Here is a 23,746-nt window from a genome sequence, read left to right on the forward strand (position 1 = left end):
TTATGTTAATGCCTAAACGTGTTAAATATCGTCGCGAACATCGTGGAAACATGCGTGGTCGTGCAAAGGGCGGTACTGAAGTACATTTCGGAGATTACGGTTTACAAGCGCTAGATGCTTCTTGGATTACAAACCGTCAAATTGAATCTGCTCGTATTGCAATGACTCGTTACATGAAGCGTGGTGGTAAGGTTTGGATCAAAATTTTCCCTTCTAAACCATACACTGCTAAACCATTAGAAGTTCGAATGGGTTCTGGTAAAGGTGCTCCTGAAGGTTGGGTAGCAGTTGTCAAGCCTGGAAAAATTATGTTTGAAATCGCTGGTGTTTCAGAAGAAGTTGCTCGTGAAGCTTTACGTCTAGCTTCTCATAAATTACCGGTTAAATGTAAGTTTGTAAAACGCGATGAAGTGGGTGGTGACGCAAATGAAAGCTAATGATATTCGTAACTTAACCACTGCTGAAATTGAGCAAAAGACGAAGTCACTTAAAGAAGAGTTGTTTAACCTACGCTTTCAACTAGCGACTGGTCAATTGGATAATCCAGCCCGTATTCGCGAAGTTCGTAAAGCAATTGCTCGTGCGAAGACTGTTTTGCGTGAACGTGAGCTTGGAATTAACAACGGCTAAAAAGGAGGTTTGCTTAAATGGAACGCAACCAACGTAAGGTTTACACAGGACGTGTTGTTTCTGATAAGATGGATAAGACAATTAGTGTTCTTGTCGAAACTTATAAGAAAGATCGTCTATACGGAAAACGCGTAAAGTACTCTAAAAAGCTGAAGGCACATGACGAAAATAACAGCGCTAAGACTGGCGATGTTGTTAAAATCATGGAAACTCGTCCGCTTTCTAAAGACAAACGTTTCCGCTTAGTTGAAATTGTAGAAGAAGCGGTTATTATCTAATAGAAACCTTGGTTTGAAGGGAGGTAAGTTTGTATGATTCAACAAGAATCCCGTTTAAAAGTTGCAGATAACTCTGGTGCACGTGAGGTACTTTGTATTAAAGTATTAGGTGGTTCTGGTCGTAAAACGGCTAATATTGGTGATGTTATTGTTTGTACGGTAAAACAAGCAACACCAGGTGGCGTTGTCAAGAAGGGTGACGTTGTTCGAGCTGTAATTGTTCGTACAAAGAGCGGTGCTCGTCGTAATGACGGTTCATACATCAAATTTGATGAGAATGCTGCAGTTATCATTCGTGATGACAAGAGCCCACGTGGAACACGTATTTTCGGACCAGTTGCACGTGAACTTCGTGAAAATCAATTCATGAAGATTGTGTCACTTGCTCCAGAAGTTCTTTAATAGAAGATAATTGAAAGGCCCTGTCAAGGAGGTGCGAACATGGCAAATATGCATGTCAAAAAAGGTGATACTGTTAAGGTCATCTCTGGAAAAGACAAAGGGAAACAAGGTGTGATCCTTGAGGCGTTCCCGAAGAAGAACCGTGTACTTGTTGAAGGTGTGAACATTGTAAAGAAACATGCTAAACCTTCTCAAGATAACCCGCAAGGTGGAATCTTGAACCAAGAAGCACCAATTCATTCTTCTAACGTTATGCCTATCGACCCTAAGTCTGGTGAACCTACTCGTGTAGGTTATAAGGTAGAGAACGGTAAAAAAGTACGTATTGCTAAGAAGTCTGGCGAAGCTTTAGATAAGTAGTCAGAGTGTGAAAGGAGGTCAATCGTATGAGTCGATTAAAAGAAAAGTATTCAAGTGAGATCGTTCCTTCTCTAGTAGAGAAGTTCAACTATTCTTCTGTAATGGCTGTGCCTAAGCTTGAGAAAATCGTTGTTAACATGGGTGTTGGTGACGCTGTTTCAAATGCTAAAGCACTTGATAAAGCTGTTGAAGAGTTAACTGAAATTACAGGTCAAAAACCATTAGTTACAAAAGCGAAGAAATCAATTGCAGGATTCAAACTACGTGAAGGTATGCCTATCGGTGCGAAGGTTACACTTCGTGGCGAGCGTATGTATGACTTCCTTGATAAATTAATTTCTGTATCACTTCCTCGTGTACGTGACTTCCGTGGAGTATCTAAGAAAGCATTTGACGGTCGTGGAAACTACACACTTGGTGTGAAAGAACAATTAATCTTCCCTGAAGTTGATTATGATAAAGTCGACAAAGTTCGTGGTATGGATGTTGTTATTGTTACAACTGCTAACACGGATGAAGAAGCTCGTGAACTTTTAACTCAAATGGGAATGCCATTTCAAAAATAATCGAAGTCGTTTCGAAGAGGAGGGAAAACATTGGCGAAAAAATCAATGATTGCAAAGCAAAAACGCACACAGAAGTATAAAGTACAAGAATATACTCGCTGTGAACGTTGCGGTCGTCCTCATTCAGTATTACGTAAGTTTAAACTTTGCAGAATTTGCTTCAGAGAGCTTGCTCACAAAGGGCAAATTCCTGGTGTGAAAAAAGCTAGTTGGTAATCCCAAGAACGGGAAGGAGGTAAATATTATGGTCATGACAGATCCAATTGCAGATATGCTTACTCGTATTCGTAATGCAAACACGGTTCACCACGAGAAGCTTGAGTTACCTGCTTCAAAGGTGAAAAAAGAGGTTGCTGATATCCTTAAACGTGAAGGTTTCATCCGTGATTATGAGTACATTGAAGATAACAAGCAAGGTGTAATTCGCATCTTCTTAAAATACGGCGCTACAAATGAGCGTGTAATTACTGGACTTAAGCGTATTAGTAAGCCTGGACTTCGTGTTTACGCGAAAGCTGGCGAACTTCCACGTGTTCTAGGTGGTCTAGGTATCGCATTAGTTTCAACATCAAAAGGTTTAATGACAGACAAGGATGCACGTCAACAACAAATTGGTGGCGAAGTGTTAGCTTACGTTTGGTAAGAAATCCTTGAAATGAACGGAGGTGTACAAGAATGTCTCGTATTGGTAAATTACCAGTGGAAATTCCAAGTGGAGTAACAATTACACTAGATGGTACGTTTTTGACTGTTAAAGGTCCTAAAGGCGAACTTAAGCGTAATCTTCACGAAGACATGAAAATCAATATTGAAGAGAGTCTAGTTACAGTTGAGCGTCCTTCTGATAATAAGGAGCACCGTGCACTTCACGGTACAACTCGTAGTTTGATCAATAACATGGTTGAAGGTGTAACAAAAGGTTTTGAACGTTCACTTGAACTTGTCGGTGTCGGTTACCGTGCTACTAAGTCAGGTCAGAAGCTTGTTCTTAACGTTGGTTACTCTCATCCGGTTGAAATCGTTCCTGAACAAGGAATCGAGATCGAAGTTCCTTCTAACACGAAGGTTATTGTTAAAGGTATCGACAAGGAACGTGTAGGTGCAATTGCATCTAACATCCGTTCTGTACGTCTACCAGAGCCTTACAAAGGTAAAGGTATTCGTTATGAAGGCGAACATGTTCGTCGTAAAGAAGGTAAGACTGGTAAATAATCACTAACTCACGGAAAGGAATGACGTTCAATGATTACGAAGCGTAATAAAAACGTAGCTCGTAAGAAAAGACATGCACATGTTCGTCGTGCGATTACAGGAACACCTGAACGTCCTCGTCTAAATGTTTTCCGTTCATCTAAACATATTTACGCTCAACTTATTGATGATGTAAATGGTGTTACACTTGCTTCTGCATCTACTCTTGATTCAGAGATAGCTGCAGATGCATCGAAAATAGATGCGGCAAAACTTGTAGGTGAACTCGTAGCAAAACGTGCGATTGAAAATGGACATAAAGTAGTTGTATTTGACCGTGGTGGTTATTTGTATCACGGACGTGTTGCAACACTTGCAAATGCGGCTCGAGAAGCTGGATTGCAATTCTAAGAAAAAAGGAGGGAAAACGAATGCGTCGTATTGACCCTAATACGTTGGAACTTGAAGAAAAAGTAGTAGCTGTCAATCGTGTAGCGAAAGTAGTTAAAGGTGGACGTCGTTTCCGCTTTGCTGCATTGGTTGTTGTTGGCGATAAAAATGGCCACGTTGGATTCGGTATGGGTAAAGCTCAAGAAGTACCAGAAGCAATCCGCAAAGCTGTTGAAGATGCAAAGAAAAACCTTATTGAAGTACCAGTAGTTGGTACAACAATCCCTCATGAGATTGTTGGTCATTTTGGTGCAGGACGTGTCCTACTAAAAAATGCTTCTGAAGGTACAGGAATTATTGCTGGAGGACCAGTTCGTGCAGTACTTGAATTAGCTGGTGTCGGTGATATACTATCAAAATCTCTTGGTTCAAATAACCCGATCAACATGGTTCGTGCAACTATGCAAGGACTTAAAGGTTTAAAACGTGCTGAAGAGGTTGCTAAACTTCGCGGCAAATCCGTGGAAGAACTGTTAGGATAAGGAGGGAAAGTAAATGGCTAAGAAATTAGAAATTACCCTCACTCGTAGTCTTATCGGACGCCCGGAAGACCAACGCGTTACTGTGAATACTCTTGGTTTACGTAAAATGCACCAAACGGTTGTTCAACAAGATAACGCTGCGATTCGCGGTATGGTAAATAAGGTATCTCACCTTTTAACTGTTAAAGAAATCGAAGCTTAATTGATTATTTATAGATACGAGGAGGTGTCGACATGAAACTTCATGAGTTGAAACCTGCAGAAGGATCACGTAAAGTTCGTAACCGTGTAGGTCGCGGAATCGGTTCTGGTAACGGTAAAACATCTGGAAGAGGACACAAAGGTCAAAACTCACGTTCTGGTGGTGGTGTACGTCCTGGTTTTGAGGGTGGTCAAAACCCTTTATACCGCCGTTTGCCTAAACGTGGTTTCACAAACCCAACACGTAAGGAATTTACAGTAGTTAACCTTGAGACGTTAAACCGCTTTGATGCGGGTACTGAGGTAACTCCAGAACTTCTTATTGAGTCAGGTACTGTGAAAAATGTAAAGTTCGGTATTAAGATTCTTGGTAATGGTAAACTTGAGAAAAACTTAACTGTTAAAGCACATAAGTTTTCAGCAACTGCAGTAGAGGCTATCGAAGCTGCCGGCGGAAAAACTGAGGTGATTTAATGTTCCGGACGATCTCCAACATTATACGAGTGGGTGATTTACGCCAAAAGGTTGTATTCACCCTGCTTATGCTCATTGTCTTTCGTATCGGAAGTTTTATTCCTGTTCCAGGAGCGAATAAGGATGTTCTTAATTTTCACGATCAAGCGAATGCATTTGGGTTTTTGAATACGTTTGGTGGTGGAGCTTTAGGGAACTTTTCGATTTTTGCAATGGGTATTATGCCATACATTACTGCATCGATTGTTGTGCAGTTATTGCAAATGGATGTCGTACCTAAATTTGCAGAGTGGGCAAAAGAAGGGGAAGCTGGTCGACGTAAATTAGCTCAATTTACCCGTTATGGAACAATTGTATTAGGTTTTATTCAAGCGTTGGGAATGTCTATTGGATTTAATTCATTATTCCCAGGATTAATTCCGAATCCTAGTGTTTCAACATATTTATTTATCGCTTTAGTATTAACTGCGGGTACAGCATTTCTTATGTGGCTCGGTGAACAAATTACAGCTAAAGGTGTAGGGAATGGAATCTCCATTATTATCTTTGCAGGTATTGCTGCTGGAATTCCTAATGGAGTTAACCAAATCTACGCTACACAAATTGAAGGTGCCGGTGAGCAATTGTTTTTAAGTATTGTTACCGTCCTTCTCATTGCATTAGCCGTTTTGGCAATTGTTGTTGTTGTAATTTTCGTTCAGCAAGCTTTAAGAAAAGTACCTGTTCAATATGCGAAGCGTCTAGTAGGTCGTAGTCCAGTTGGGGGCCAATCAACGCATCTACCATTAAAGGTTAATGGTGCTGGTGTTATTCCTGTTATCTTTGCTCTTTCTTTATTCATTTTTCCACCAACCGTTGCTGGTTTTTTTGGAACTGATAATGAGATTGGGGCATGGGTGACAAGAGTATTTGACTACACTCAACCTATTGGTATGGTCGTATATGCTCTCTTAATTATTGGATTTACGTACTTCTATACATTTATTCAAGTGAATCCGGAAAAAATGGCTGACAACCTCAAAAAGCAAGGTGGGTACATTCCAGGCATTCGTCCCGGTAAATCTACACAGACTTACTTAACACGCATTTTATATCGATTAACGTTTGTTGGTGCACTCTTTCTTGCTACGGTTTCCATTATTCCTGTTTTCTTCACAACGTGGATGGATTTACCTCCCGCTGTTCAAGTAGGCGGTACTGGATTATTAATCGTTGTTGGTGTAGCATTAGACACGATGAAGCAAATTGAAAGTCAACTAATTAAACGTTCATATAAAGGGTTTATTAAGTAATAAGGGGATCGGGGAAGTTGTTCTTCCCGTTCGCCTTCTGTTGTTAAATTGGAGCGATGGAGGGAGTTTGGAATGAATCTTATTTTAATGGGTTTACCTGGTGCAGGTAAAGGTACTCAAGCTGAGAGAATTGTTAAGGAATATGGGGTGCCTCATATTTCAACGGGTGACATGTTTCGTGCAGCTATTAAAGGCGAAACGGAGCTAGGTTTAAAAGCTAAGTCGTTTATGGATGCAGGTGAACTTGTTCCTGATGAAGTAACAATTGGAATTGTACGTGATCGTCTAACGGAGGATGATTGTAAAAATGGATTCTTATTAGATGGTTTTCCTCGTACAGTTGCTCAAGCAGAAGCACTAGAAGATTTACTTGATTCAATGGGACGTAAGATTAATTTCGTTCTAAATGTGGATGTTCCTGAAAAGCTTTTAATGGATCGTTTAACGGGTCGTCGTGTATCACCTTCTTCCGGAAAGACATATCATGTGATCTTCAATCCACCAAAAGTGGAGGGAGTTTGCGATGTTGATGGGAAAGAATTAATTCAACGTGATGATGATAAGCCCGAAACAGTTAAAAAGCGTCTTGAAGTGAACCAGAAACAATCGAAGCCTCTTGTTGATTTTTATACTAAGAAGGGGTACTTACGCGACATAAATGGGGATCAAGATATAGATAAAGTGTTTGAAGATATTGATCAGCTTTTGAAAGGACTTCATGCATGATCATTTGTAAGACAGAACGAGAAGTTGAAATCATGCGAGAAGCCGGAAAAATTGTTGCTTTAACGCACCAAGCGTTAAAAGAACATATTCAACCTGGCATATCTACAAAAGAATTGGATGAGATTGCAGAAAAGTTGATTCGCACGCACGATGCAACACCCTCATTCAAAGGCTATAATGGGTTTACAGGTAGCATCTGTGCTTCGGTAAATGAGGAATTAGTACACGGAATTCCTGGGAAGCGAGTGCTTAAAGATGGCGACGTCATTAGCGTTGACATCGGAGCTTATTATAATGGTTATCATGGTGATTCGGCATGGACTTATGCGGTTGGTCAGATTTCCGAGAAAGATCAAGAATTACTTGATGTCACAGAAACCTCACTCTTTAAAGGGTTAGAGTTTGCGAAACCTGGGAATCGATTATCAGATATTTCTCATGCTATTCAATCTTATGCAGAGCCATTAGGTTATTCGATCGTTCGTGAGTATGTGGGGCACGGTGTTGGGCAAGACTTGCATGAGGATCCTCAAATTCCTCATTATGGTCCACCAGGCAAAGGCCCACGACTTAAACCCGGAATGGTTTTAGCGATTGAACCGATGATTAATGCTGGCACACGTTATGTACGTACACTTTCTGATAACTGGACAGTTGTAACAGTAGATGGAAAGAATTGCGCACACTTTGAGCATACAATTGCTATTACGGAATCAGGGTATGAAATCTTAACAAAAGCTTAAATGTAGGTGATGATGTCTATGCAAGACTCTGGTTCTACCCCGGAGATTGGTCAAGTCGTTGTAATTACAAAAGGTCGTGATCAAGGACAACTAGGCATTATTGTTGAATTGATTGATGATCGTTTTGTAAGAATTGCTGATGGCGATAAGCGCAAAATAGACCGTATGAAAAAAAAGAATATTCATCACCTAGAGTTAATTGATTACATTGCTGATGAAGTTCAGAGCAGCTTTATTGAAACAGGACGTGTTACTAACGGAAAGTTACGTTATGCGTTAACAAACTTTTTCGAGCAACACTCAGATTTACTGAAGGAAGGAGAGTGAACCCATGGCTAAAGAAGATGTTATTGAGGTGGAAGGTACTGTTATTGAGCCCCTTCCAAATGCAATGTTTCGTGTTGAACTAGAAAATGGTCATAAGATTCTTGCTCACGTTTCTGGAAAGATTCGTATGCATTTCATTCGAATACTTCCAGGAGATAAGGTGACGGTTGAACTATCACCTTATGACTTAACACGTGGACGAATCACATATCGATACAAATAATACGTTGCGAGAGCGACTAGCAAGATAATCATAGATTGTCCTGCTTTACCCTGATTAGGTTCACTAATCAGTGCACTCCGTACCATATAGGAGGTAAAAAAAATGAAGGTAAGACCATCAGTCAAGCCTATTTGTGAAAAGTGTAAAGTTATCCGCCGTAAAGGAACGGTAATGGTAATTTGTGAAAACCCTAAGCATAAGCAAAAACAAGGTTAATTAAAAGGAGGTGCTGCACATGGCACGTGTCGCAGGCGTCGATATTCCACGTGATAAACGAGTAGTGATTTCACTAACGTATGTCTTTGGAATCGGCAAAACAAAGTCGTCTGAAATTCTAGCAAAAGCTGGTGTATCTGAAGATACTCGAGTTCGTGATTTAACAGAAGAAGAATTAGGACGCATTCGTGAAGCAGTGGAAGGTTATAGAGTGGAAGGTGACCTTCGTCGTGAAGTTTCACTTAACATTAAGCGTCTAATTGAGATTGGTTCATATCGTGGTGTTCGCCACCGTCGTGGATTACCTGTTCGTGGACAAAATTCTAAAAACAATGCGCGTACGCGTAAAGGTCCTCGTCGTACAGTAGCAAATAAGAAAAAGTAGTAAAGGAGGTCGCATAAAAAATGGCTAAGAAAACGAATACTCGTCCAAAGCGTCGTCAACGTAAAAATGTTGAAACTGGGATTGCTCACATTCGTTCAACGTTTAACAACACGATCGTGACAATTACAGATACGCATGGCAATACTATTTCTTGGGCAAGCTCTGGTGGCTTAGGATTCAAAGGTTCTCGTAAGTCAACTCCATTTGCTGCTCAAATGGCAGCTGAAGCGGCTGGTAAAACAGCAATGGAGCATGGCATGAAGACTGTCGAGGTTTCTGTTAAAGGACCTGGAGCTGGTCGTGAAGCAGCAATCCGTTCATTACAAGCTGTTGGTCTTGAAGTAAACATGATTAAAGATGTTACGCCAGTTCCTCACAACGGTTGTCGCCCGCCAAAACGTCGTAGAGTATAAAGGAATAAATCTTTGTATAGATTTTCCTAATTTGTCAATAATGGATAGAGCGATAACAGTCCTGTTGGCAAAATTGGTGTAAAGCTTAGGAATTGCCTGCTGGTTATCCGGTTAGGCAATCCTTGCAGTCTACCGGAGTTCGACGTTTTGAAGGAGGGTTTGTTTAATGATAGAAATTGAGAAGCCAATTATTGAAGCGATTGAAGTAAGTGAAGACGCAAAGTATGGTAAATTTGTGGTAGAACCATTAGAACGTGGATATGGTACCACATTAGGAAACTCTTTACGTCGCATTCTTCTCTCCTCTTTACCAGGCGCTGCTGTAACAACAGTTCAAATTGATTCTGTTTTGCATGAATTCTCTACCATCGAAGGTGTTGTAGAAGATGTAACAACGATTATTTTGAACTTGAAAAAGCTTGCTCTTAAAATCTATTCTGATGAAGAGAAGACCCTTGAAATCGACATCCAAGGTGAAGGGGTCGTAACAGCAAATGATTTAACTCATGATAGTGATGTTGAAGTATTAAATCCAGATCTTCACATTGCAACGCTTGCTAAAGGTGCACACTTACATATGCGCCTTGTTGCTAAGCGAGGTCGGGGTTATGTACTTGCAGAGGGCAATAAGCATGATGATCAACCAATTGGAGTTCTTCCTATTGATTCGATTTACACACCAGTATCACGTGTGAATTATCAAGTTGAGAATACACGCGTCGGTCAAGTGACGAACTATGACAAACTAACTCTTGATGTCTGGACTGACGGAAGCATCCGTCCTGAAGAGGCTGTTTCTTTAGGTGCGAAAATCTTAACTGAGCATTTAAATATTTTTGTTGGGATGACAGATCAAGCCCAAAATGCTGAGATTATGGTTGAAAAAGAAGAAGATCAGAAAGAAAAAGTTCTTGAAATGACAATTGAAGAATTAGATCTTTCAGTTCGTTCTTACAACTGCTTAAAGCGTGCGGGTATTAACACGGTTCAAGAACTTACTCATAAGTCTGAAGAAGACATGATGAAAGTACGGAACCTTGGTCGTAAGTCATTAGAAGAAGTACAAGAAAAGCTTGGCGAACTTGCTTTAGGTCTTCGTAAAGAGGACTAGAGCAGTTCGGTAAGGAAATGAATTGCTCACACTGGTGGGCAGGTAACAAAGGAGGGAAACGAACATGGCATACGCAAAATTAGGTCGTGATAGCGCTGGTCGTAAGGCTCTATTCCGTGATTTAGCTACAGATCTTATCATTAACGAGCGTATCGAAACAACGGAAGCGAAGGCGAAAGAGCTTCGTTCAATCGTTGAGAAAATGATTACACTTGGTAAGCGTGGAGATTTACATGCACGTCGTCAAGCTGCAGCTTTCATCCGTAGAGAAGTAGCGAACGAAGAAACTGGCGAAGACGCTATCCAAAAACTTTTCTCTGATATTGCAACTCGTTATGAAGAGCGTCAAGGTGGTTATACACGCATTCTTAAAATTGGTCCTCGTCGTGGTGACGGTGCTCCAATGGTTATTATTGAGCTTGTATAATTCATTTGATACATGAGTGAATAGATGAGGCGACAAAGGGCAAATCAGATCTGAGCACGTATGCTCTGACTCTGGGCCCTTTTTTGTTTGCCCATTTTTCTGGAGGTGAGCACATGTCTGCATTAGTTACCTTAGAGAATGTCACGTATCAATACGAAAATGCAAAAAGGTATGCCTTGCAAGATGTGAATGTAGCAATTACCGCTAACGAGTGGGTTTCTGTTATTGGTCGAAATGGCTCTGGAAAGTCAACATTTGGTCGTTTGTTAAATGGGATTGTTGTACCAACACATGGGACAGTCAAGGTATCAGAGTTTTCTACTCACAATGAAAATGAGATATGGGATATTCGTAAGATTGTTGGAATGGTCTTTCAAAATCCAGACCATCAATTTGTGGCAACAACAGTTCGAGATGATCTTGCCTTCGGTTTAGAAAACTTAGGCCTTGCGCGTGAGGTAATGGAGGGGCGTATTACGAAGTACGCTTCGTTAATTGGAATTACTCCCCTTTTAGAAGCTGAACCACATCGCTTATCGGGTGGTCAAAAACAAAGAGTAGCCATTGCAGGGGTAATGGCAATGGAACCACAAGTGATTGTGTTTGATGAATCCACTTCGATGTTAGACCCGATTGGACGAAAAGAAGTGATTGATACAATGCAGATGCTTCATCAACGAGGGGTAACCATTATTTCGATCACACATGACATGGATGAGGCCGTACTTGGAAGTCGCATTTTGCTTTTTAACGAAGGGAAAATTGTCGTAGATGGTCATCCAGAAGAGGTCTTTTCTCAGAAGGATGTTGTAACTGAGTTGGGGGTTTCTCTTCCCTTTTCGGTCGAATTACAGAAATTATTAGAGAAGCACGGAATTTCCTTGTCTGAAACTTGTTTAACACAAGAGGAGCTGATCGGTGAACTATGGACATTGTATTCAGCCAAGTAGACTATTGCTATATGGTGGGTACACCATTTGAGAAAGTCGCCTTAAAAGATTTCTCGATCACAATCCCTTCAGGTTCTTTTACGGCTGTGATTGGTCATACTGGCTCTGGAAAGTCTACTTTTATACAGCACATAAATGGTTTGTTGCGTCCTTCAAGTGGCACGGTTCAAGTTGGTCCGTATACGATCAAAGCTGGTGAAAAAAAAGTCGATTTAAAAGGTCTACGAAAAAAGGTGGGGCTCGTTTTTCAATATCCTGAACATCAGCTCTTTGAAGAGACGGTGGAAAAGGATATCTGTTTTGGTCCTATTAATTTTGGCCTTTCTAAAGAGAAAGCGGTCCAACGAGCCAAAGAGCTGATGCCACTTGTTGGCTTACAAGAGGAGTTACTAACGGTCTCTCCATTTCAATTAAGTGGGGGACAGATGCGTCGAGTAGCCATTGCAGGTGTATTAGCAAGTCGCCCCTCTGTATTAGTGTTAGATGAGCCAGCAGCGAGCCTTGACCCTGAGGGACGAGAAAACATGATGAATCTGTTTCATGACTATCACAAGACGCAAAAGACGACAACTATACTTGTTACTCATCACATGGAAGATGCCGCCAAATATGCTGACCAAATTGTCGTTCTTCATAATGGCATGATTGAAATGATTGGCGGTAGAGAGCTTATTTTTGAGCGTGCTTCAAGATTAAATGAGATTGGTTTAGATTTACCTAAATCAGTTCGTTTTTTACAAGATGTCAAAACGCAATTCAATCTTAAGAAGGTACCTATGGAGTTTGATGTGAAAGGCACATCTGATTTTATAGGTGAGCTCTTCAAGAAAAAGGGTGAGTAGGTGTATGTTGCAAAATGTTATTATTGGACAATATGTATCTACTTCTTCGATTTTGCATCGTTTAGATCCACGTTCTAAGCTACTTTGTGTGTTCTTATTAGTGTTTATCATATTTCTAGCCAACAATTGGATTGCTAATACGATCGTTATTGTTTTTACTAGTAGTATGGTTGTACTTTCAAAAGTACCGATTTTGTTTATATACAAAGGGGTAAGACCGATATTATGGTTAATTTTGTTTACCTTTATTCTCCACCTCTTCCTAACAAGAGAAGGAGATGTTATCTTTCGTCTTGGTTTTTTTACACTTTATGAAGAAGCCTTGAGACAAGGTATTTTCATAGCGATACGACTAATAACTATTATCATGCTTACATCTCTTGTCACACTCACAACAAGGCCTATTGATTTGACAGATGGGTTAGAACAATTGTTTAGCCCCTTAAAGAAAATTGGTTTGCCTGCTCATGAATTAGCACTTATGATGTCAATATCCTTGCGCTTCATCCCAACATTCATGCAAGAAACAGAGAAAATTATGAAGGCACAGATGGCTCGAGGTGTTGACTTTACATCAGGCCCTTTCCGTCAACGTATCAAAGCATTTCTACCATTACTTGTTCCATTATTTATTAGTGCGTTCAATAGAGCGGAAGAGTTAGCCCTTGCAATGGAATCACGTGGATACCGTGGTGGGATTGGGCGAACAAAATATAGAGTCCTATTATGGAAGTTCAAAGATACAATGGCACTACTCTTTTGTTTAGGTTTTGGACTGATAATTGTTTGGTTACGATTCATATGAAAGGAATGATCAAGGTGAGACGAGTCGCTTTATGGGTGACGTATGAGGGAACACACTTTTCTGGCTATCAAGTGCAACCCAATGGTCGTACAATTCAAGAGGAAATAGAAAAAGCCTTATCGAAAATTCATAAAGGCGAACATATTCGCATTTTTTCATCAGGAAGAACTGATGCTGGTGTTCATGCAAGGGGTCAGGTTGTTCATTTTGACTCTGCATTAACCATTCCTCTTAGTCGTTGGCCTAAAGCGATTAACGCTTGTCTTCCAGACGATATACGAATCATTGAGGCAAGTTATGTTTCAGAGGAGTTTCATTCTCGTTATGAAGCGATAAAGAAAGAATATCACTATCGTGTCTTGCTCAACCAAGAAGGCGATGTTTTCAGGAGGAATCTGACTCATCATGTCACGTATCCTGTGAGTATAGTGCGAATGCAAAAAGCGGCCGAGCTCTTAATCGGAAAACATGACTTTTCTTCTTTTTGTGCGGCTAATACGGGTGTAAAGGATAAAGTTAGGACTTTATATAACGTCTCTATCGTTTCTGAGCGTGATGAACTCGTGTTTAAAGTGGTTGGGAATGGTTTTTTGTATAATATGGTTCGGATCATTGTCGGAACGCTGCTTGAGATTGGCGCAGGAAAACGAGAAGTTAACGATCTATCTAAGGTCTTGCAGGCAAAAGATCGTACCTTGGCGGGCCAAACAGCACCTGGAAGTGGGTTGTTTCTCTGGAAAGTTTCTTATGAGTATTCTATTTTTAGTGATCTTTATTAAGTGAAAATAATTTCTTGGTTTGTATTATAAGCTGTGTTAAAAATTACAATGGCTCTACTCAGCTAGCGACCCAGCTATAAGAAAGCGACTTATAACTGGCATAATAGGTTGCAGCGGCTACAAAGATTGCTTCGAGGCTGTATAAAGAGACAAAACGGGCTCTTGCACAACCGCTAGGAAAAAAAGTAATGTGACAACGATGCCTAGTGTAACATTTTGTTGACATTGGCTTTTGAATATTATATGATGTTAGATGGTAATTCCATAACCCACTAGCCCCGGGTTCGGAATGTTACAGTAGACACTGGTTTTAAAATTTATCAATCGATTTTTAAAATACGGAGGGAAATTCATGCGTACAACATATATGGCAAAGCCTAACGAAGTTGAGCGTAAGTGGTATGTAGTAGACGCTGAAGGTCAAACGCTTGGTCGTTTAGCTTCAGAAGTTGCTTCTATCTTACGTGGTAAACAAAAGCCAACTTTTACTCCTCACGTTGACACTGGTGATCATGTTATCATCATTAACGCTGAGAAAATTCATTTAACTGGTAACAAATTAAATGACAAGATTTACTACCGTCACACAAATCACCCAGGTGGTTTGAAAATGACAAAAGCTGCAGATATGCGTGCTAACAAGCCTGAGCGTATGCTTGAGCTTGCAATCAAAGGAATGCTTCCAAAGAACACTCTTGGACGCGCACAAGGTATGAAACTTCACGTTTATGCAGGTAATGAACACAAACATCAAGCACAAAAACCAGAAGCTTACACACTTCGTGGTTAATCGATAGGAGGGTATTATTTTGGCACAAGTACAATATTATGGTACAGGTCGCCGCAAGCACTCTGTTGCTCGCGTTCGCCTTTTGCCAGGTGACGGAAGTATCGTTATTAATGGTCGCGAATTAGACGAATATTTTGATCTTGAAACTTTAAAGCTTATTGTGAAACAACCACTTGTTGAAACAGGTGTGGAAGGTCAATACGACGTTCACGTAAATGTTGATGGTGGTGGTTACACAGGACAAGCGGGTGCAATCCGTCATGGTGTTGCACGTGCTCTACTTAAAGTAGATCCTGACAACCGTCCTTCATTAAAAACTGCAGGTTTCTTAACTCGTGATGCTCGTATGAAAGAGCGTAAGAAATACGGTCTTAAAGCAGCACGTCGTGCACCTCAGTTCTCAAAACGTTAATATACTTGCGTTTGGAAGGCTCTCATCCTTTTTGGATGGGGGTCTTTTTTTGTGTGGATCAGAGCTTCTTACCTTATTAAATGATGTTTTCTTAGAAAAAATGAATTTACGATGTTCAACCCGCGCGATGAATATACAAAAATTAACCGATTGGATACAATGACGCTCCAACCCGTTTTTTCTACTAATGAGATAACTTGAAACGAGGGCACTGAAAAAGGTCGACTTTTACCTTTTTCAGTGCCCTCACTGGAAACATCTTGTTTTTCGTCAAATCAAATGCTCTACAACTTGCCAAATCGCCCTGAATTTATTGGTTCAACCCGAATCTGCTAATAGCTTATCTATTTCAGCCGCCGCACGGTCCAAACCCTCCTTAACCGACAATTCACCCTCAAATATTTTATTCATGTACTCCGTATACACTCCATCGATTTTACTCCAGTTCTTAACTAGAGGGAACAGGATGGCATTTTTCGCATCTTCTCTATAAGGATAGAGGTAAGAATCTCTAGTTATTGTCGAAGCCTTGGCCGCTTCTAAGTTGGTTGCTATTAATTCGGTATGCTCCAATAGTAATAACTGTGCTCTCTTTTCTGTCATCCATTTCATAAACGTCCAAGCCTCAGCCCTCCTGTTACTCCCCTTCATAATGACCAGATTTTCGCCACCAATGATCGAAGCAGGACCATTATTTTGTGGAAATGGTACAGGAATGGTTAGCTTTAGAGCACGATCAAATTCTGATTCATCTAATAAACTGTAGAACCAGGGACCATCGTCTGTCATAAGCATATTTCCGGCCTTTATCCGCTCCCAATTTTCTTCTGTACCTAGCTCGTCCTGCGGAAGATCAATGAGATTTTCCTTATAAAGAGCTGTTAACTGCTCCACAGCATGGATGGTTTCGTCACTATTTAAATATCCAGAAGCAATGTTTGCATCCTCGTCAATAAAGGATCCGCCAAGACTATAAATGTATGGAATCGTATCCCATGGTCCTACACCCCTGAGGCCAATCGTATATTGATAACGTCGAGCAAGCTCCAGCGCTTCGTCCATCGTACTTGGTGGCTTGGAATAGCCCGCAGATTTTAGAAGTTCACGGTTAAAGATAGGAGTCTTCGTGTAGATGTTGAGCGGCAAAGAATAATAATTAGTTTTATAGAGACCTATATTCATTAAATTTGTGTGAAACCTTTTTTGGATGTTTTCGAAATCACCGAACCCGTTCAACGGTTCAAGAAGTTCTTTATATAAAAACTCTGGAATCCAGGCGATATGAAGTCGTACCACATCAGGACCACGCTTGGAAGAGGTTCGTGCGATTAAGGTGTTAATTAATTCATTAGTAAAAGCCAAGTCTACAGACTTTACCTGAATATTGGGGTTCTCGCGCTCAAAAGCAGGGATCAATACGTTATCTAGTAACCTGGTTTCTTTTTCGTTGTATGTGTGCCAAAAAGTAATGACGGTTTTTTCCTGATCCCCAAACGTTTGAACCTTCTTTGGATCAGAGATCATGGACGGACTTCTACACCCAGCAAGTAATACTAAAATCAGTAAAAAGGATATCCACCTACAACCCATAACGTAAACCATCCTTTCTTAATCAATAGACGATCTTGTCGCCTGGTGTTTTTCCCTGTACTCCATTGGAGTTACTCCCGTTACTTTCTTAAACACTTTGCTGAAATATTTTACATCTTTAAAGCCCGAGGCCCCCGCTACATCGTAAATCCGATTTTCATTTTGCACCAATAGTCGCTTCGCTTCCCTAATACGCAGCTCGATCAAATAATCAACAAAGTTTCGCCCGGTTTGTTTTTTGAAGTAGAGACTGAAATAACTTTTACTGAGATGAACGATATCCGCTACACTCTGAAGCGTCAAGTTCTCGGTAAAATGCGCGGCTATATATTCCAGCGCCTTCGTAATTAACTGCTTGTCGTATCCCTTATCGGTCTGTTTCCGTATAAATGGCGTCTCGATATCTTCCAGTTGACTAATTAGAAGGGATACCATTTGTTCCATTGTCTCCGCCCGGCAAAGCAAATCATGCCGTTCAAGGAGTAGTGATTCCGCGTCGTCGTGCAAATGGTAAGCGCCCGTGACAAGGCTGCACGCCTCTTGCTGCACTTGTTCCGGGTTCAAAGCTCCGCTCTTCCAGCGTTCAAGCGCAACTTCAATCGCAGAGGAAACCGGATCGCCACTCTGAATCATTTCGAAGAAAGGCGTCCAATCATGATGTTCTTCTTTTTCGATACGGATTTCTGAACTGTTCATACAATACAGGCCGCCAAGTCCTTCAAAAAACCGCCTTTGGCAAGCCGAGCGGCTGTTGGCAAATCCCTTGACAATGCTGTCTATCCCTTGTTCTGTCACAAAACCGGCTGACGTTGAAATCTGCCATTCCTTTTCCAATAACTGCTTCCATTGAAGAAGTCGCTGCTCGGCTTCTCCGTCGTGATCCGGTAAAAGTAGAAACATGACGCTTTCGGCCACAAGCAGTGCGGCTCCTTCCTCCACTTGCATATAAAACATTTTCTGCCATTCCTCTAATAGGAGCTGCACATACAGATAGCCGTAATTTTCTCTCCATTCCTCCGCTTCGTCCAGCATAAGATAGACACAAGCATAGGAATTTTCCAACCATGCCGGGGCCCAAGAGGTTGACAAAGGGGAGGTTTGTTCTTGCACGATCAATCTTTTTATTTCCTGTTCGACATTTTTTCGTGCCAGATAGACGGCCCCCTGTTGGTAATGGTTCAGTTCGGAATGCTTTTTCCGTTCTTCCTCCAGCATGGAAATACACCGCCGAAGGACGGCGAGAAGGTCCTCCTTTTTCAAGGTTAGTTTTAACAAATAATCGACAGCACCGAGCTTAAGCCCTTCTTTTACGTATTCAAAGTCGCTGTAATTGCTGATTAGGATCACTTTAAGCGATCGGTAAAGCTCTAGTGCTTGCTGCATGAGTTCAATGCCGTCTATCAAAGGCATTTTGATATCCGTAATGAGAATATCATAGGAACATTTTTCAAGAGCAGTCAGTGCTTCAGCACCGTTGCCGCATTGGTCTTCAACCAATACTCCTTCCTTTTCCCAATCAATAAAGGCGCTAATTCCTTTGCGAATGGCAGTCTCGTCATCTACGATAAGAACTCTATACATGTTATTCCCCCTGTTCCGCTAGTTCTTAATGGCACGTTTCACTATGTTTTTCAACAAAATGCATACTGTGGTACCTTGCTCCGGCTCGCTTGAGATAGACCATTCCCAATTTTGGTTATAATACAGCCGCAGTGTGTCAAAGATATGGCGTAGACCGATACCGATATTTCCGTTTTCGACAGCAGTTTCCGGATCATTTAATTCCTTCAACTTATCCTTCCTGATACCTAAGCCGTTATCGTTAATAAGAAATTCTATATCTCCGTTATGAAAATAGATCCTTATCGAGATTCGGCCATCCGTATTTTTCGGTACGATGCCATGGAATATGGCGTTTTCCACTAAAGGCTGCAAGAGCATTCGGGGGATGTGTACCTTTTCTGTATCAGGTTCAATATCTAGCTCCAGATGGAATGTTCTTTCGTAGCGAAGTTCTAAAATGATCAAATACTTCTCGATAATGTCCAGTTCCTCTCTTACTGTTATGATGCTTCCACTTTTCCCCATATTTGCTTCCAACAGATGGTTCAGTGCTGACAATACGAGAGAAGCGCGTTCGTTTTGATTGGAATCAATAAGCCAACGAAGAGTGGTGAGTGTATTAAAGAGAAAGTGTGGATGAACCCGGTGCATAACAGCCCGAAGCTCTGCATGATACTTTTCACTCTGCTCACTTTTCACTTGCTGCATCAAACTTTCGATTTCATGAAGCATTTCGTTAAACTGTTTGCTCAAAAAGCCGATCTCATCGGTGGAACGAACGGTCGTTCTTACTTTTAGGTCCCCTTGTTGAACACGCAGCATGCTCTGGGTAAGTTGTTTTACAGGTTTTGTTACCCGTCCGGCAATAAAAAGACCGATGGCGATCGCAATCAAGGAGAAGACACCAAAGGATAAAAGTATCCAGGATTGGAGACTGTCCAACTGTCCACTGATTTCATGAACCGGGACGGTACCTACAAGTATCCAACCGTTGCTCAGTTGCTGCTTAACTCCGTAATAAGCGACCCCATTTATGTCAAAATCGAATTCTACGTGGTCTCCGACAATATGCCTGTACAAATCGGCATTCAATACCTTCTTATTGACCATGTCGAGATTGGAATCAACCATAATCCTTCCTTCGGTATTTACGATGAAAAATTTCCCCGTCTCCCCAAGTTCCAACTGTCCAATCGTGTTAAGAATGGACCGTCCGTCCAAATGAACCTGCACAAGTCCGATATTGTTCATTGTGTCAAAATCTTTTAAGACTCTGCTAACAGGAACAACTAAGTCCGTATTGACGCTACCACCGTGGAAAAGATCATACTGAATCCCTTGCCAAACCAAAGCTCCGTCTTTTCGTTTGGTTTCCTTCACCCATTCCTGGTCAGAAAGCTGTATTTTGTTAAGGTTTGTTTTGGCAAACGTACCGCTTCCCCAACCGTCATCTTCCTCTGTTAACACATAAACAATTTTGACGAAGGAGTTGGAATAGGCCATATTATTCAGCAAAGTATTTATATATTGAGAATTTCTTCTCTGTTCGTATGGGGTGCTGCTATTCAGTTGTAAAACAGCACGCTGGATAGTCTGATCGCTGCTAATAAAATCAGAGGTATCCATCCCAACGTTGAAAATGAAAGAAAGCGACTTCGCTGTAGACGTGGCGATTTGAATTGTAGAATCCCGCACGTTCTTCTTTAAGATAGAATTAGACTCCAAGTAGAAAGACAAAGAAGTAAAAAGAGTCGGGATCAAAATCACAAGCAGAAAGGCCACTGTGATTTTGGATGAAAAGCTTTTGGATAATAATAATTTTCGGTCCATAACACCCCGCCTTATTAGTAGATTCCTATTATTATTTTACAGTTGAGGGATGCATTTTACCAATGAAAGTGTTAGAAATCATAAGTCTACCCACCCTACTTATTTAGAATTAATATATCACTTTTCAACAACTATATGAAAAGGTGTTTTATTTTGAATAAAGAGAGAAAAATAGTACCCCAAAAATCCCCTAAGAAAATACGGTTAGAAAAAACCATAAATTTACATAAAATACTTATTAAAGAAAAAATGAATTTTAAAGTGTCTTATTTTAAGTGATAAGAGATAAATTAAAGGTTGTGATTCGTTAAGAATAGAAAGGGGGAGCAAAGTCCTTTAGTTCTTTCAGTCTATATTTTTCTGAAATTTTCTTTCTATTAGGTAAAAAATAAAAGCTATACGCCAAATGGAAATGGACTACAAAACAAGCCAATACCAAGGTACAAGTGGTTTTAAGGCTATTCAAAATCTACTTTTTCATTATTTTTCATTATTTTTCATTATTTGAGAACGTTTTCACATATTCATAGGTGTTTTTTCCGATTGTTCAGAATTCATTAAGTTGTTAATTTGAAAGTAGCTAAAGTGATCGAGTTCACTTTAGTTGAATGAAATTGTCTTGCGCAAGACAAAACTCACTAAAATGAAAGAGGTGTTTCTTATGAAGAGATTTAAAAAATCCGTATTTGCTGTCGCGATTGCTACAGCCCTTGTTAGCACTTCTATTGCTCCTTATTCGGCATTAGCAGTCGACAAGCCACATCCAGAAATTCCGCTAGATAAAGACAATCTTGAACAACTCGTTGTACAATCGGTTGAACGGACTGACAATGGTGTTATGCTAGATTTCGGTTCAGAATACGATGGGTATGTGAACTTATTAGAAGATGATATTGCTCAAATATCTATTGTTGAAGATGGGGAAAAAGTAAAAAATTCACCAGGTATTGAAAAAACGAAATGGGACACACCTAAATTTTCTGCGCAAGATAAAGGGGATACTTATCAGTTAGAAACGGCTGAAATTACTGTCGTTATTAACAAGGCACCTTATGGCGTGAAATTTTTAGACAAGGATGGCAACCTCATAAACGAGGACTATTCTGAATTTGGTTCTTCGGCTGGTTATGAAGATGGAAAACCATATGTTTTCAGAGAAACGACACCAGATGAAGCGTTCTACGGCTTCGGTGAGCAAGCTGGGTTGGAACTTAACAAACGTGGAGACAGTATAGGCCTGTGGAATACGGATTCCTATGGTTACAATAAAGATACAAAATACATTTATGTGTCGATTCCGTTTTTCATGGGATTGAAGGATAAAAAAGCATACGGTATTTTCTTTGATAACACGCATCGTTCCTATTATGAAATGGCGAGTGAAAGCGATGATTATTACTACTTCTATGCTGATGGCGGACAATTAAATTACTATTTTATTTACGGCCCTGAAATCAGTGATGTTGTGAGTCAATATACAGAAATCACGGGAAAATTTAATCTTCCTCCAGAATGGACATTGGGTCTACATCAAAGTAAGTGGGAATACACTGCTGACGAGATCGTAGAGGTTGCCCAAACGTACCGTGATAAAAACATTCCCCTTGATGTTATGCACTTTGACATCGACTACATGCAAGATTATAAGTTATTCACATGGGAAGAAGACTACAAACAAGCGTTGGCTGAACTAAAATCTATGGAAGGGTTCCATGCCATTGCCATTAATGACCCGGCTGTGAAAAAAGAAGAAGGCTACTTTTTGTATGACGAAGGGACAGCAAATGATTATTGGGCGAAAAGTGCAGATGGAACGCCATTTGTCGGTCCGGTATGGCCTGGAGATTCTATGTTCCCAGATTTCTCAAAAGAAGAGGTAAGAGACTGGTGGGCTAGTAAGCATAACATTCTATTTGATGCTGGTATTGACGGTATTTGGAATGATATGAACGAGCCAGCTGTGTTCGAGGCAGAATATTATTGGACTATGCCACTGGATGCTTATTTCGGTTACGAAGACAATAAAATATTGCACACCGAATATCACAACTTGTATGGACATCATGAAGCGGAAGCAACGTATAATGCATTTGAATTGTACAAGCCTGGTGAGCGTCCGTTCGTGTTAACACGCGATATGTACGCAGGTTCGCAACGTTATTCTGCTCTTTGGACAGGTGATCAAAATAGTTCATGGGAAGGACTGGAAATGACTCTTCCAGTGAATATGAACGTCGGCTTATCAGGGGTTCCGATGGTCGGTGGAGATATTGGTGGGTTTGCCGGACGTCCGGATGCGGAATTGTTCGCACGCTGGATCCAAATTGGTGTATTCGAACCGTTTGCACGCATTCATTACGACAGTGACGGAGGAGACCCAAGAGTGATAGGGCAGGAACCTTGGGTATTCGGCCAAGAGGTGGAAGACATTACCCGAAAATACGTGAATTTACGCTATCAGCTTCTGCCTTACTTGTATAACGAACTGCAGGAGGCGACTGAAACAGGCAAACCAGTTTATCAGCCGCTTGTCTACCATTTCCAAGAAGATGAAAACACCTATGATATTTACAAGCAATTCATGTTTGGTGACAATATCATGGTCGCTCCTGTTCTAGAACAAGGTGGTACATCTGTTGATGTGTACTTGCCAAAAGGCGAAACGTGGGTAGACTTCTGGACAGGTGATGAATACAAAGGAAATCAGACGATCACGGTACAAGCTGAACTAGATCATTTACCGATCTTTGTGAAACAAGATTCTATTATTCCAACACGTGAAGTTCAGCAATACACTGGAGAAAAACCACTTGAAAACTTAGTACTTGACACTTACTTGAATGATCAAGCGACATACTCATTCTATGAAGATGACGCTCAAACACAAAGTTATCAAGATGGCGAATATAACGTGACGAACTTTACAGTAAATAAGCAAAATAAAAACATCGTTACATTTGAACAACAGAAAAAAGTTCAAAACTATAAAGATACTAAGTTGAAATCTTACACATTGAAACTGAACAACACAGAAAAACCAAGCAAAGTTCAAGCTGCATCAAGCAAATATAAAGCAGTGAACAGTGAGGAAGCTGTGAAAGAAACAAGCGAAACATATTTCTTTAACGAAGAGGAAAACATTCTTTATGTTAACATTCCTGCTAATGAAAAACATAAAGTACAAGTTTTCTTTAACGGAAACGCTCGCTAATAAATAGTAGATTGTTAGAGTGGCTTTGAAGTTGCCAGGTGCCCAAAGAATGTCTAGGTCTTTCGGGCACCTGACCT

33 protein-coding genes are annotated in these 23,746 nt (G+C 40.6%); 30 read left to right on the forward strand and 3 right to left on the reverse strand.

Annotated features, from left to right (window positions below):
- Positions 1 to 2 precede the first annotated feature (2 nt).
- The 29 genes from rplP (at position 3) to rpsI (ending at position 15,475) form a co-directional block, all read left to right on the forward strand.
- Positions 3 to 437: a 50S ribosomal protein L16 gene (rplP, locus tag SAZ04_RS15070; RefSeq protein WP_332696601.1), complete on the forward strand. Its 435-nt coding sequence runs from the start codon at positions 3 to 5 to the stop codon at positions 435 to 437.
- Positions 427 to 630, forward strand: coding sequence for a 50S ribosomal protein L29 (rpmC, locus tag SAZ04_RS15075; protein WP_003322618.1), 204 nt, complete (start codon positions 427 to 429; stop codon positions 628 to 630). Before rplP ends, rpmC begins: the two co-directional genes overlap by 11 nt.
- A gap of 17 nt (positions 631 to 647) precedes the next feature.
- On the forward strand, positions 648 to 908 hold the full coding sequence (gene rpsQ / locus SAZ04_RS15080) for a 30S ribosomal protein S17 (RefSeq protein WP_332696603.1): 261 nt from the start codon (positions 648 to 650) through the stop codon (positions 906 to 908).
- 33 nt (positions 909 to 941) lie between these two features.
- Positions 942 to 1,310, forward strand: coding sequence for a 50S ribosomal protein L14 (rplN, locus tag SAZ04_RS15085; protein WP_332696606.1), 369 nt, complete (start codon positions 942 to 944; stop codon positions 1,308 to 1,310).
- Between the two features lie 48 nt (positions 1,311 to 1,358).
- On the forward strand, positions 1,359 to 1,670 hold the full coding sequence (rplX, locus tag SAZ04_RS15090; protein ID WP_251195118.1) for a 50S ribosomal protein L24: 312 nt from the start codon (positions 1,359 to 1,361) through the stop codon (positions 1,668 to 1,670).
- Positions 1,671 to 1,696: 26 nt separating this feature from the next.
- The gene (gene rplE, locus SAZ04_RS15095) at positions 1,697 to 2,236 is read left to right on the forward strand and encodes a 50S ribosomal protein L5 (RefSeq protein ID WP_332696609.1); all 540 of its coding nucleotides are present in this window, start codon (positions 1,697 to 1,699) and stop codon (positions 2,234 to 2,236) included.
- A gap of 30 nt (positions 2,237 to 2,266) precedes the next feature.
- On the forward strand, positions 2,267 to 2,452 hold the full coding sequence (locus tag SAZ04_RS15100) for a type Z 30S ribosomal protein S14 (protein WP_012957149.1): 186 nt from the start codon (positions 2,267 to 2,269) through the stop codon (positions 2,450 to 2,452).
- Between the two features lie 28 nt (positions 2,453 to 2,480).
- Positions 2,481 to 2,879: a 30S ribosomal protein S8 gene (rpsH, locus tag SAZ04_RS15105; protein WP_332696612.1), complete on the forward strand. Its 399-nt coding sequence runs from the start codon at positions 2,481 to 2,483 to the stop codon at positions 2,877 to 2,879.
- 32 nt (positions 2,880 to 2,911) lie between these two features.
- Positions 2,912 to 3,448 carry a 50S ribosomal protein L6 gene (gene rplF, locus SAZ04_RS15110; RefSeq protein WP_332696614.1) on the forward strand — a complete coding sequence of 179 codons (537 nt, stop codon included), beginning with the start codon at positions 2,912 to 2,914 and terminating at the stop codon, positions 3,446 to 3,448.
- 30 nt (positions 3,449 to 3,478) lie between these two features.
- Complete coding sequence (gene rplR, locus SAZ04_RS15115; protein ID WP_332696617.1) at positions 3,479 to 3,838, forward strand: 50S ribosomal protein L18; 360 nt, start codon at positions 3,479 to 3,481, stop codon at positions 3,836 to 3,838.
- A 20-nt stretch (positions 3,839 to 3,858) separates the two neighbouring features.
- The gene (gene rpsE / locus SAZ04_RS15120) at positions 3,859 to 4,359 is read left to right on the forward strand and encodes a 30S ribosomal protein S5 (RefSeq protein WP_332696619.1); all 501 of its coding nucleotides are present in this window, start codon (positions 3,859 to 3,861) and stop codon (positions 4,357 to 4,359) included.
- Positions 4,360 to 4,372: 13 nt separating this feature from the next.
- Positions 4,373 to 4,561, forward strand: coding sequence for a 50S ribosomal protein L30 (rpmD, locus tag SAZ04_RS15125; RefSeq protein ID WP_034631470.1), 189 nt, complete (start codon positions 4,373 to 4,375; stop codon positions 4,559 to 4,561).
- A 32-nt stretch (positions 4,562 to 4,593) separates the two neighbouring features.
- Entirely contained in the window at positions 4,594 to 5,034 is a 441-nt protein-coding gene (gene rplO, locus SAZ04_RS15130; RefSeq protein WP_332696622.1) for a 50S ribosomal protein L15, read from the forward strand.
- Positions 5,034 to 6,326, forward strand: a complete 1,293-nt coding sequence (secY, locus tag SAZ04_RS15135; RefSeq protein ID WP_332696625.1) for a preprotein translocase subunit SecY — start codon at positions 5,034 to 5,036, stop codon at positions 6,324 to 6,326. The genes rplO and secY overlap by 1 nt, the downstream gene beginning before the upstream one ends.
- Before the next feature lie 72 nt (positions 6,327 to 6,398).
- Positions 6,399 to 7,052: an adenylate kinase gene (locus SAZ04_RS15140; protein WP_332696628.1), complete on the forward strand. Its 654-nt coding sequence runs from the start codon at positions 6,399 to 6,401 to the stop codon at positions 7,050 to 7,052.
- Entirely contained in the window at positions 7,049 to 7,795 is a 747-nt protein-coding gene (gene map, locus SAZ04_RS15145) for a type I methionyl aminopeptidase (protein ID WP_332696631.1), read from the forward strand. The genes SAZ04_RS15140 and map overlap by 4 nt, the downstream gene beginning before the upstream one ends.
- A gap of 18 nt (positions 7,796 to 7,813) precedes the next feature.
- Complete coding sequence (locus tag SAZ04_RS15150; RefSeq protein ID WP_332696634.1) at positions 7,814 to 8,122, forward strand: KOW domain-containing RNA-binding protein; 309 nt, start codon at positions 7,814 to 7,816, stop codon at positions 8,120 to 8,122.
- A 4-nt stretch (positions 8,123 to 8,126) separates the two neighbouring features.
- The gene (gene infA / locus SAZ04_RS15155; protein ID WP_010896341.1) at positions 8,127 to 8,345 is read left to right on the forward strand and encodes a translation initiation factor IF-1; all 219 of its coding nucleotides are present in this window, start codon (positions 8,127 to 8,129) and stop codon (positions 8,343 to 8,345) included.
- A gap of 102 nt (positions 8,346 to 8,447) precedes the next feature.
- Positions 8,448 to 8,561 (forward strand): 50S ribosomal protein L36, encoded by a 114-nt coding sequence (gene rpmJ, locus SAZ04_RS15160; protein ID WP_003322638.1) that lies wholly within the window; start codon positions 8,448 to 8,450, stop codon positions 8,559 to 8,561.
- Positions 8,562 to 8,580: 19 nt separating this feature from the next.
- The gene (gene rpsM, locus SAZ04_RS15165) at positions 8,581 to 8,946 is read left to right on the forward strand and encodes a 30S ribosomal protein S13 (protein ID WP_332696641.1); all 366 of its coding nucleotides are present in this window, start codon (positions 8,581 to 8,583) and stop codon (positions 8,944 to 8,946) included.
- Between the two features lie 20 nt (positions 8,947 to 8,966).
- Positions 8,967 to 9,359 (forward strand): 30S ribosomal protein S11, encoded by a 393-nt coding sequence (gene rpsK / locus SAZ04_RS15170; RefSeq protein ID WP_332696645.1) that lies wholly within the window; start codon positions 8,967 to 8,969, stop codon positions 9,357 to 9,359.
- A gap of 166 nt (positions 9,360 to 9,525) precedes the next feature.
- Complete coding sequence (locus SAZ04_RS15175; RefSeq protein WP_332696648.1) at positions 9,526 to 10,470, forward strand: DNA-directed RNA polymerase subunit alpha; 945 nt, start codon at positions 9,526 to 9,528, stop codon at positions 10,468 to 10,470.
- Between the two features lie 64 nt (positions 10,471 to 10,534).
- The gene (gene rplQ / locus SAZ04_RS15180; RefSeq protein WP_332696651.1) at positions 10,535 to 10,897 is read left to right on the forward strand and encodes a 50S ribosomal protein L17; all 363 of its coding nucleotides are present in this window, start codon (positions 10,535 to 10,537) and stop codon (positions 10,895 to 10,897) included.
- Positions 10,898 to 11,010: 113 nt separating this feature from the next.
- A complete protein-coding gene (locus SAZ04_RS15185; protein WP_332696654.1) occupies positions 11,011 to 11,847 on the forward strand; it encodes an energy-coupling factor transporter ATPase in 837 nt (278 codons plus the stop codon).
- Positions 11,823 to 12,689, forward strand: coding sequence for an energy-coupling factor transporter ATPase (locus tag SAZ04_RS15190; protein ID WP_332696656.1), 867 nt, complete (start codon positions 11,823 to 11,825; stop codon positions 12,687 to 12,689). Before SAZ04_RS15185 ends, SAZ04_RS15190 begins: the two co-directional genes overlap by 25 nt.
- A gap of 4 nt (positions 12,690 to 12,693) precedes the next feature.
- Positions 12,694 to 13,494, forward strand: a complete 801-nt coding sequence (locus tag SAZ04_RS15195; RefSeq protein WP_332696659.1) for an energy-coupling factor transporter transmembrane component T family protein — start codon at positions 12,694 to 12,696, stop codon at positions 13,492 to 13,494.
- Between the two features lie 14 nt (positions 13,495 to 13,508).
- Complete coding sequence (gene truA, locus SAZ04_RS15200) at positions 13,509 to 14,273, forward strand: tRNA pseudouridine(38-40) synthase TruA (RefSeq protein ID WP_332696662.1); 765 nt, start codon at positions 13,509 to 13,511, stop codon at positions 14,271 to 14,273.
- 352 nt (positions 14,274 to 14,625) lie between these two features.
- The gene (rplM, locus tag SAZ04_RS15205; RefSeq protein ID WP_332696664.1) at positions 14,626 to 15,063 is read left to right on the forward strand and encodes a 50S ribosomal protein L13; all 438 of its coding nucleotides are present in this window, start codon (positions 14,626 to 14,628) and stop codon (positions 15,061 to 15,063) included.
- Positions 15,064 to 15,082: 19 nt separating this feature from the next.
- A complete protein-coding gene (gene rpsI / locus SAZ04_RS15210) occupies positions 15,083 to 15,475 on the forward strand; it encodes a 30S ribosomal protein S9 (protein ID WP_332696666.1) in 393 nt (130 codons plus the stop codon).
- Between the two features lie 318 nt (positions 15,476 to 15,793).
- Here the strand turns inward: rpsI and SAZ04_RS15215 are convergent, their stop codons facing one another.
- The 3 genes from SAZ04_RS15215 to SAZ04_RS15225 all read right to left on the reverse strand — a co-directional run bounded on the left by SAZ04_RS15215 (position 15,794) and on the right by SAZ04_RS15225 (position 20,458).
- Complete coding sequence (locus SAZ04_RS15215) at positions 15,794 to 16,999, reverse strand: extracellular solute-binding protein (protein WP_332696668.1); 1,206 nt, start codon at positions 16,997 to 16,999, stop codon at positions 15,794 to 15,796.
- Between the two features lie 84 nt (positions 17,000 to 17,083).
- Positions 17,084 to 18,646 (reverse strand): response regulator transcription factor, encoded by a 1,563-nt coding sequence (locus SAZ04_RS15220; RefSeq protein WP_332696671.1) that lies wholly within the window; start codon positions 18,644 to 18,646, stop codon positions 17,084 to 17,086.
- A gap of 18 nt (positions 18,647 to 18,664) precedes the next feature.
- Positions 18,665 to 20,458 carry a cache domain-containing sensor histidine kinase gene (locus SAZ04_RS15225; RefSeq protein WP_332696674.1) on the reverse strand — a complete coding sequence of 598 codons (1,794 nt, stop codon included), beginning with the start codon at positions 20,456 to 20,458 and terminating at the stop codon, positions 18,665 to 18,667.
- 661 nt (positions 20,459 to 21,119) lie between these two features.
- Here SAZ04_RS15225 and SAZ04_RS15230 point away from each other — a divergent pair.
- Complete coding sequence (locus tag SAZ04_RS15230; RefSeq protein ID WP_332696676.1) at positions 21,120 to 23,669, forward strand: glycoside hydrolase family 31 protein; 2,550 nt, start codon at positions 21,120 to 21,122, stop codon at positions 23,667 to 23,669.
- Positions 23,670 to 23,746: the final 77 nt, after the last annotated feature.

The organism is Halalkalibacter lacteus, from assembly GCF_036663595.1.
Classification (GTDB): domain Bacteria; phylum Bacillota; class Bacilli; order Bacillales; family Bacillaceae_D; genus Halalkalibacter; species Halalkalibacter lacteus.

Excerpts from the sequence above, each read along its gene's own strand:
- rplM (WP_332696664.1), top strand. The coding sequence starts at position 14,626 with ATGCGTACAACATATATGGCAAAGCCTAACGAAGTTGAGCGTAAGTGG.
- rpsE (WP_332696619.1), top strand. The coding sequence starts at position 3,859 with ATGCGTCGTATTGACCCTAATACGTTGGAACTTGAAGAAAAAGTAGTA.
- rplX (WP_251195118.1), top strand. The coding sequence starts at position 1,359 with ATGCATGTCAAAAAAGGTGATACTGTTAAGGTCATCTCTGGAAAAGAC.
- rpmJ (WP_003322638.1), top strand. The coding sequence starts at position 8,448 with ATGAAGGTAAGACCATCAGTCAAGCCTATTTGTGAAAAGTGTAAAGTT.
- SAZ04_RS15140 (WP_332696628.1), top strand. The coding sequence starts at position 6,399 with ATGAATCTTATTTTAATGGGTTTACCTGGTGCAGGTAAAGGTACTCAA.
- SAZ04_RS15175 (WP_332696648.1), top strand. The coding sequence starts at position 9,526 with ATGATAGAAATTGAGAAGCCAATTATTGAAGCGATTGAAGTAAGTGAA.
- secY (WP_332696625.1), top strand. The coding sequence starts at position 5,034 with ATGTTCCGGACGATCTCCAACATTATACGAGTGGGTGATTTACGCCAA.
- SAZ04_RS15185 (WP_332696654.1), top strand. The coding sequence starts at position 11,011 with ATGTCTGCATTAGTTACCTTAGAGAATGTCACGTATCAATACGAAAAT.
- SAZ04_RS15225 (WP_332696674.1), bottom strand. The coding sequence starts at position 20,458 with ATGGACCGAAAATTATTATTATCCAAAAGCTTTTCATCCAAAATCACA.
- rplN (WP_332696606.1), top strand. The coding sequence starts at position 942 with ATGATTCAACAAGAATCCCGTTTAAAAGTTGCAGATAACTCTGGTGCA.
- SAZ04_RS15230 (WP_332696676.1), top strand. The coding sequence starts at position 21,120 with ATGAAGAGATTTAAAAAATCCGTATTTGCTGTCGCGATTGCTACAGCC.
- rplO (WP_332696622.1), top strand. The coding sequence starts at position 4,594 with ATGAAACTTCATGAGTTGAAACCTGCAGAAGGATCACGTAAAGTTCGT.
- infA (WP_010896341.1), top strand. The coding sequence starts at position 8,127 with ATGGCTAAAGAAGATGTTATTGAGGTGGAAGGTACTGTTATTGAGCCC.
- rplE (WP_332696609.1), top strand. The coding sequence starts at position 1,697 with ATGAGTCGATTAAAAGAAAAGTATTCAAGTGAGATCGTTCCTTCTCTA.
- rpsQ (WP_332696603.1), top strand. The coding sequence starts at position 648 with ATGGAACGCAACCAACGTAAGGTTTACACAGGACGTGTTGTTTCTGAT.
- rpmC (WP_003322618.1), top strand. The coding sequence starts at position 427 with ATGAAAGCTAATGATATTCGTAACTTAACCACTGCTGAAATTGAGCAA.
- SAZ04_RS15150 (WP_332696634.1), top strand. The coding sequence starts at position 7,814 with ATGCAAGACTCTGGTTCTACCCCGGAGATTGGTCAAGTCGTTGTAATT.
- map (WP_332696631.1), top strand. The coding sequence starts at position 7,049 with ATGATCATTTGTAAGACAGAACGAGAAGTTGAAATCATGCGAGAAGCC.
- SAZ04_RS15215 (WP_332696668.1), bottom strand. The coding sequence starts at position 16,999 with ATGATCTCTGATCCAAAGAAGGTTCAAACGTTTGGGGATCAGGAAAAA.
- SAZ04_RS15195 (WP_332696659.1), top strand. The coding sequence starts at position 12,694 with ATGTTGCAAAATGTTATTATTGGACAATATGTATCTACTTCTTCGATT.
- SAZ04_RS15220 (WP_332696671.1), bottom strand. The coding sequence starts at position 18,646 with ATGTATAGAGTTCTTATCGTAGATGACGAGACTGCCATTCGCAAAGGA.
- rplR (WP_332696617.1), top strand. The coding sequence starts at position 3,479 with ATGATTACGAAGCGTAATAAAAACGTAGCTCGTAAGAAAAGACATGCA.
- rpsK (WP_332696645.1), top strand. The coding sequence starts at position 8,967 with ATGGCTAAGAAAACGAATACTCGTCCAAAGCGTCGTCAACGTAAAAAT.
- SAZ04_RS15190 (WP_332696656.1), top strand. The coding sequence starts at position 11,823 with ATGGACATTGTATTCAGCCAAGTAGACTATTGCTATATGGTGGGTACA.
- rplF (WP_332696614.1), top strand. The coding sequence starts at position 2,912 with ATGTCTCGTATTGGTAAATTACCAGTGGAAATTCCAAGTGGAGTAACA.
- rplQ (WP_332696651.1), top strand. The coding sequence starts at position 10,535 with ATGGCATACGCAAAATTAGGTCGTGATAGCGCTGGTCGTAAGGCTCTA.
- rpsM (WP_332696641.1), top strand. The coding sequence starts at position 8,581 with ATGGCACGTGTCGCAGGCGTCGATATTCCACGTGATAAACGAGTAGTG.
- rplP (WP_332696601.1), top strand. The coding sequence starts at position 3 with ATGTTAATGCCTAAACGTGTTAAATATCGTCGCGAACATCGTGGAAAC.
- rpmD (WP_034631470.1), top strand. The coding sequence starts at position 4,373 with ATGGCTAAGAAATTAGAAATTACCCTCACTCGTAGTCTTATCGGACGC.
- rpsH (WP_332696612.1), top strand. The coding sequence starts at position 2,481 with ATGGTCATGACAGATCCAATTGCAGATATGCTTACTCGTATTCGTAAT.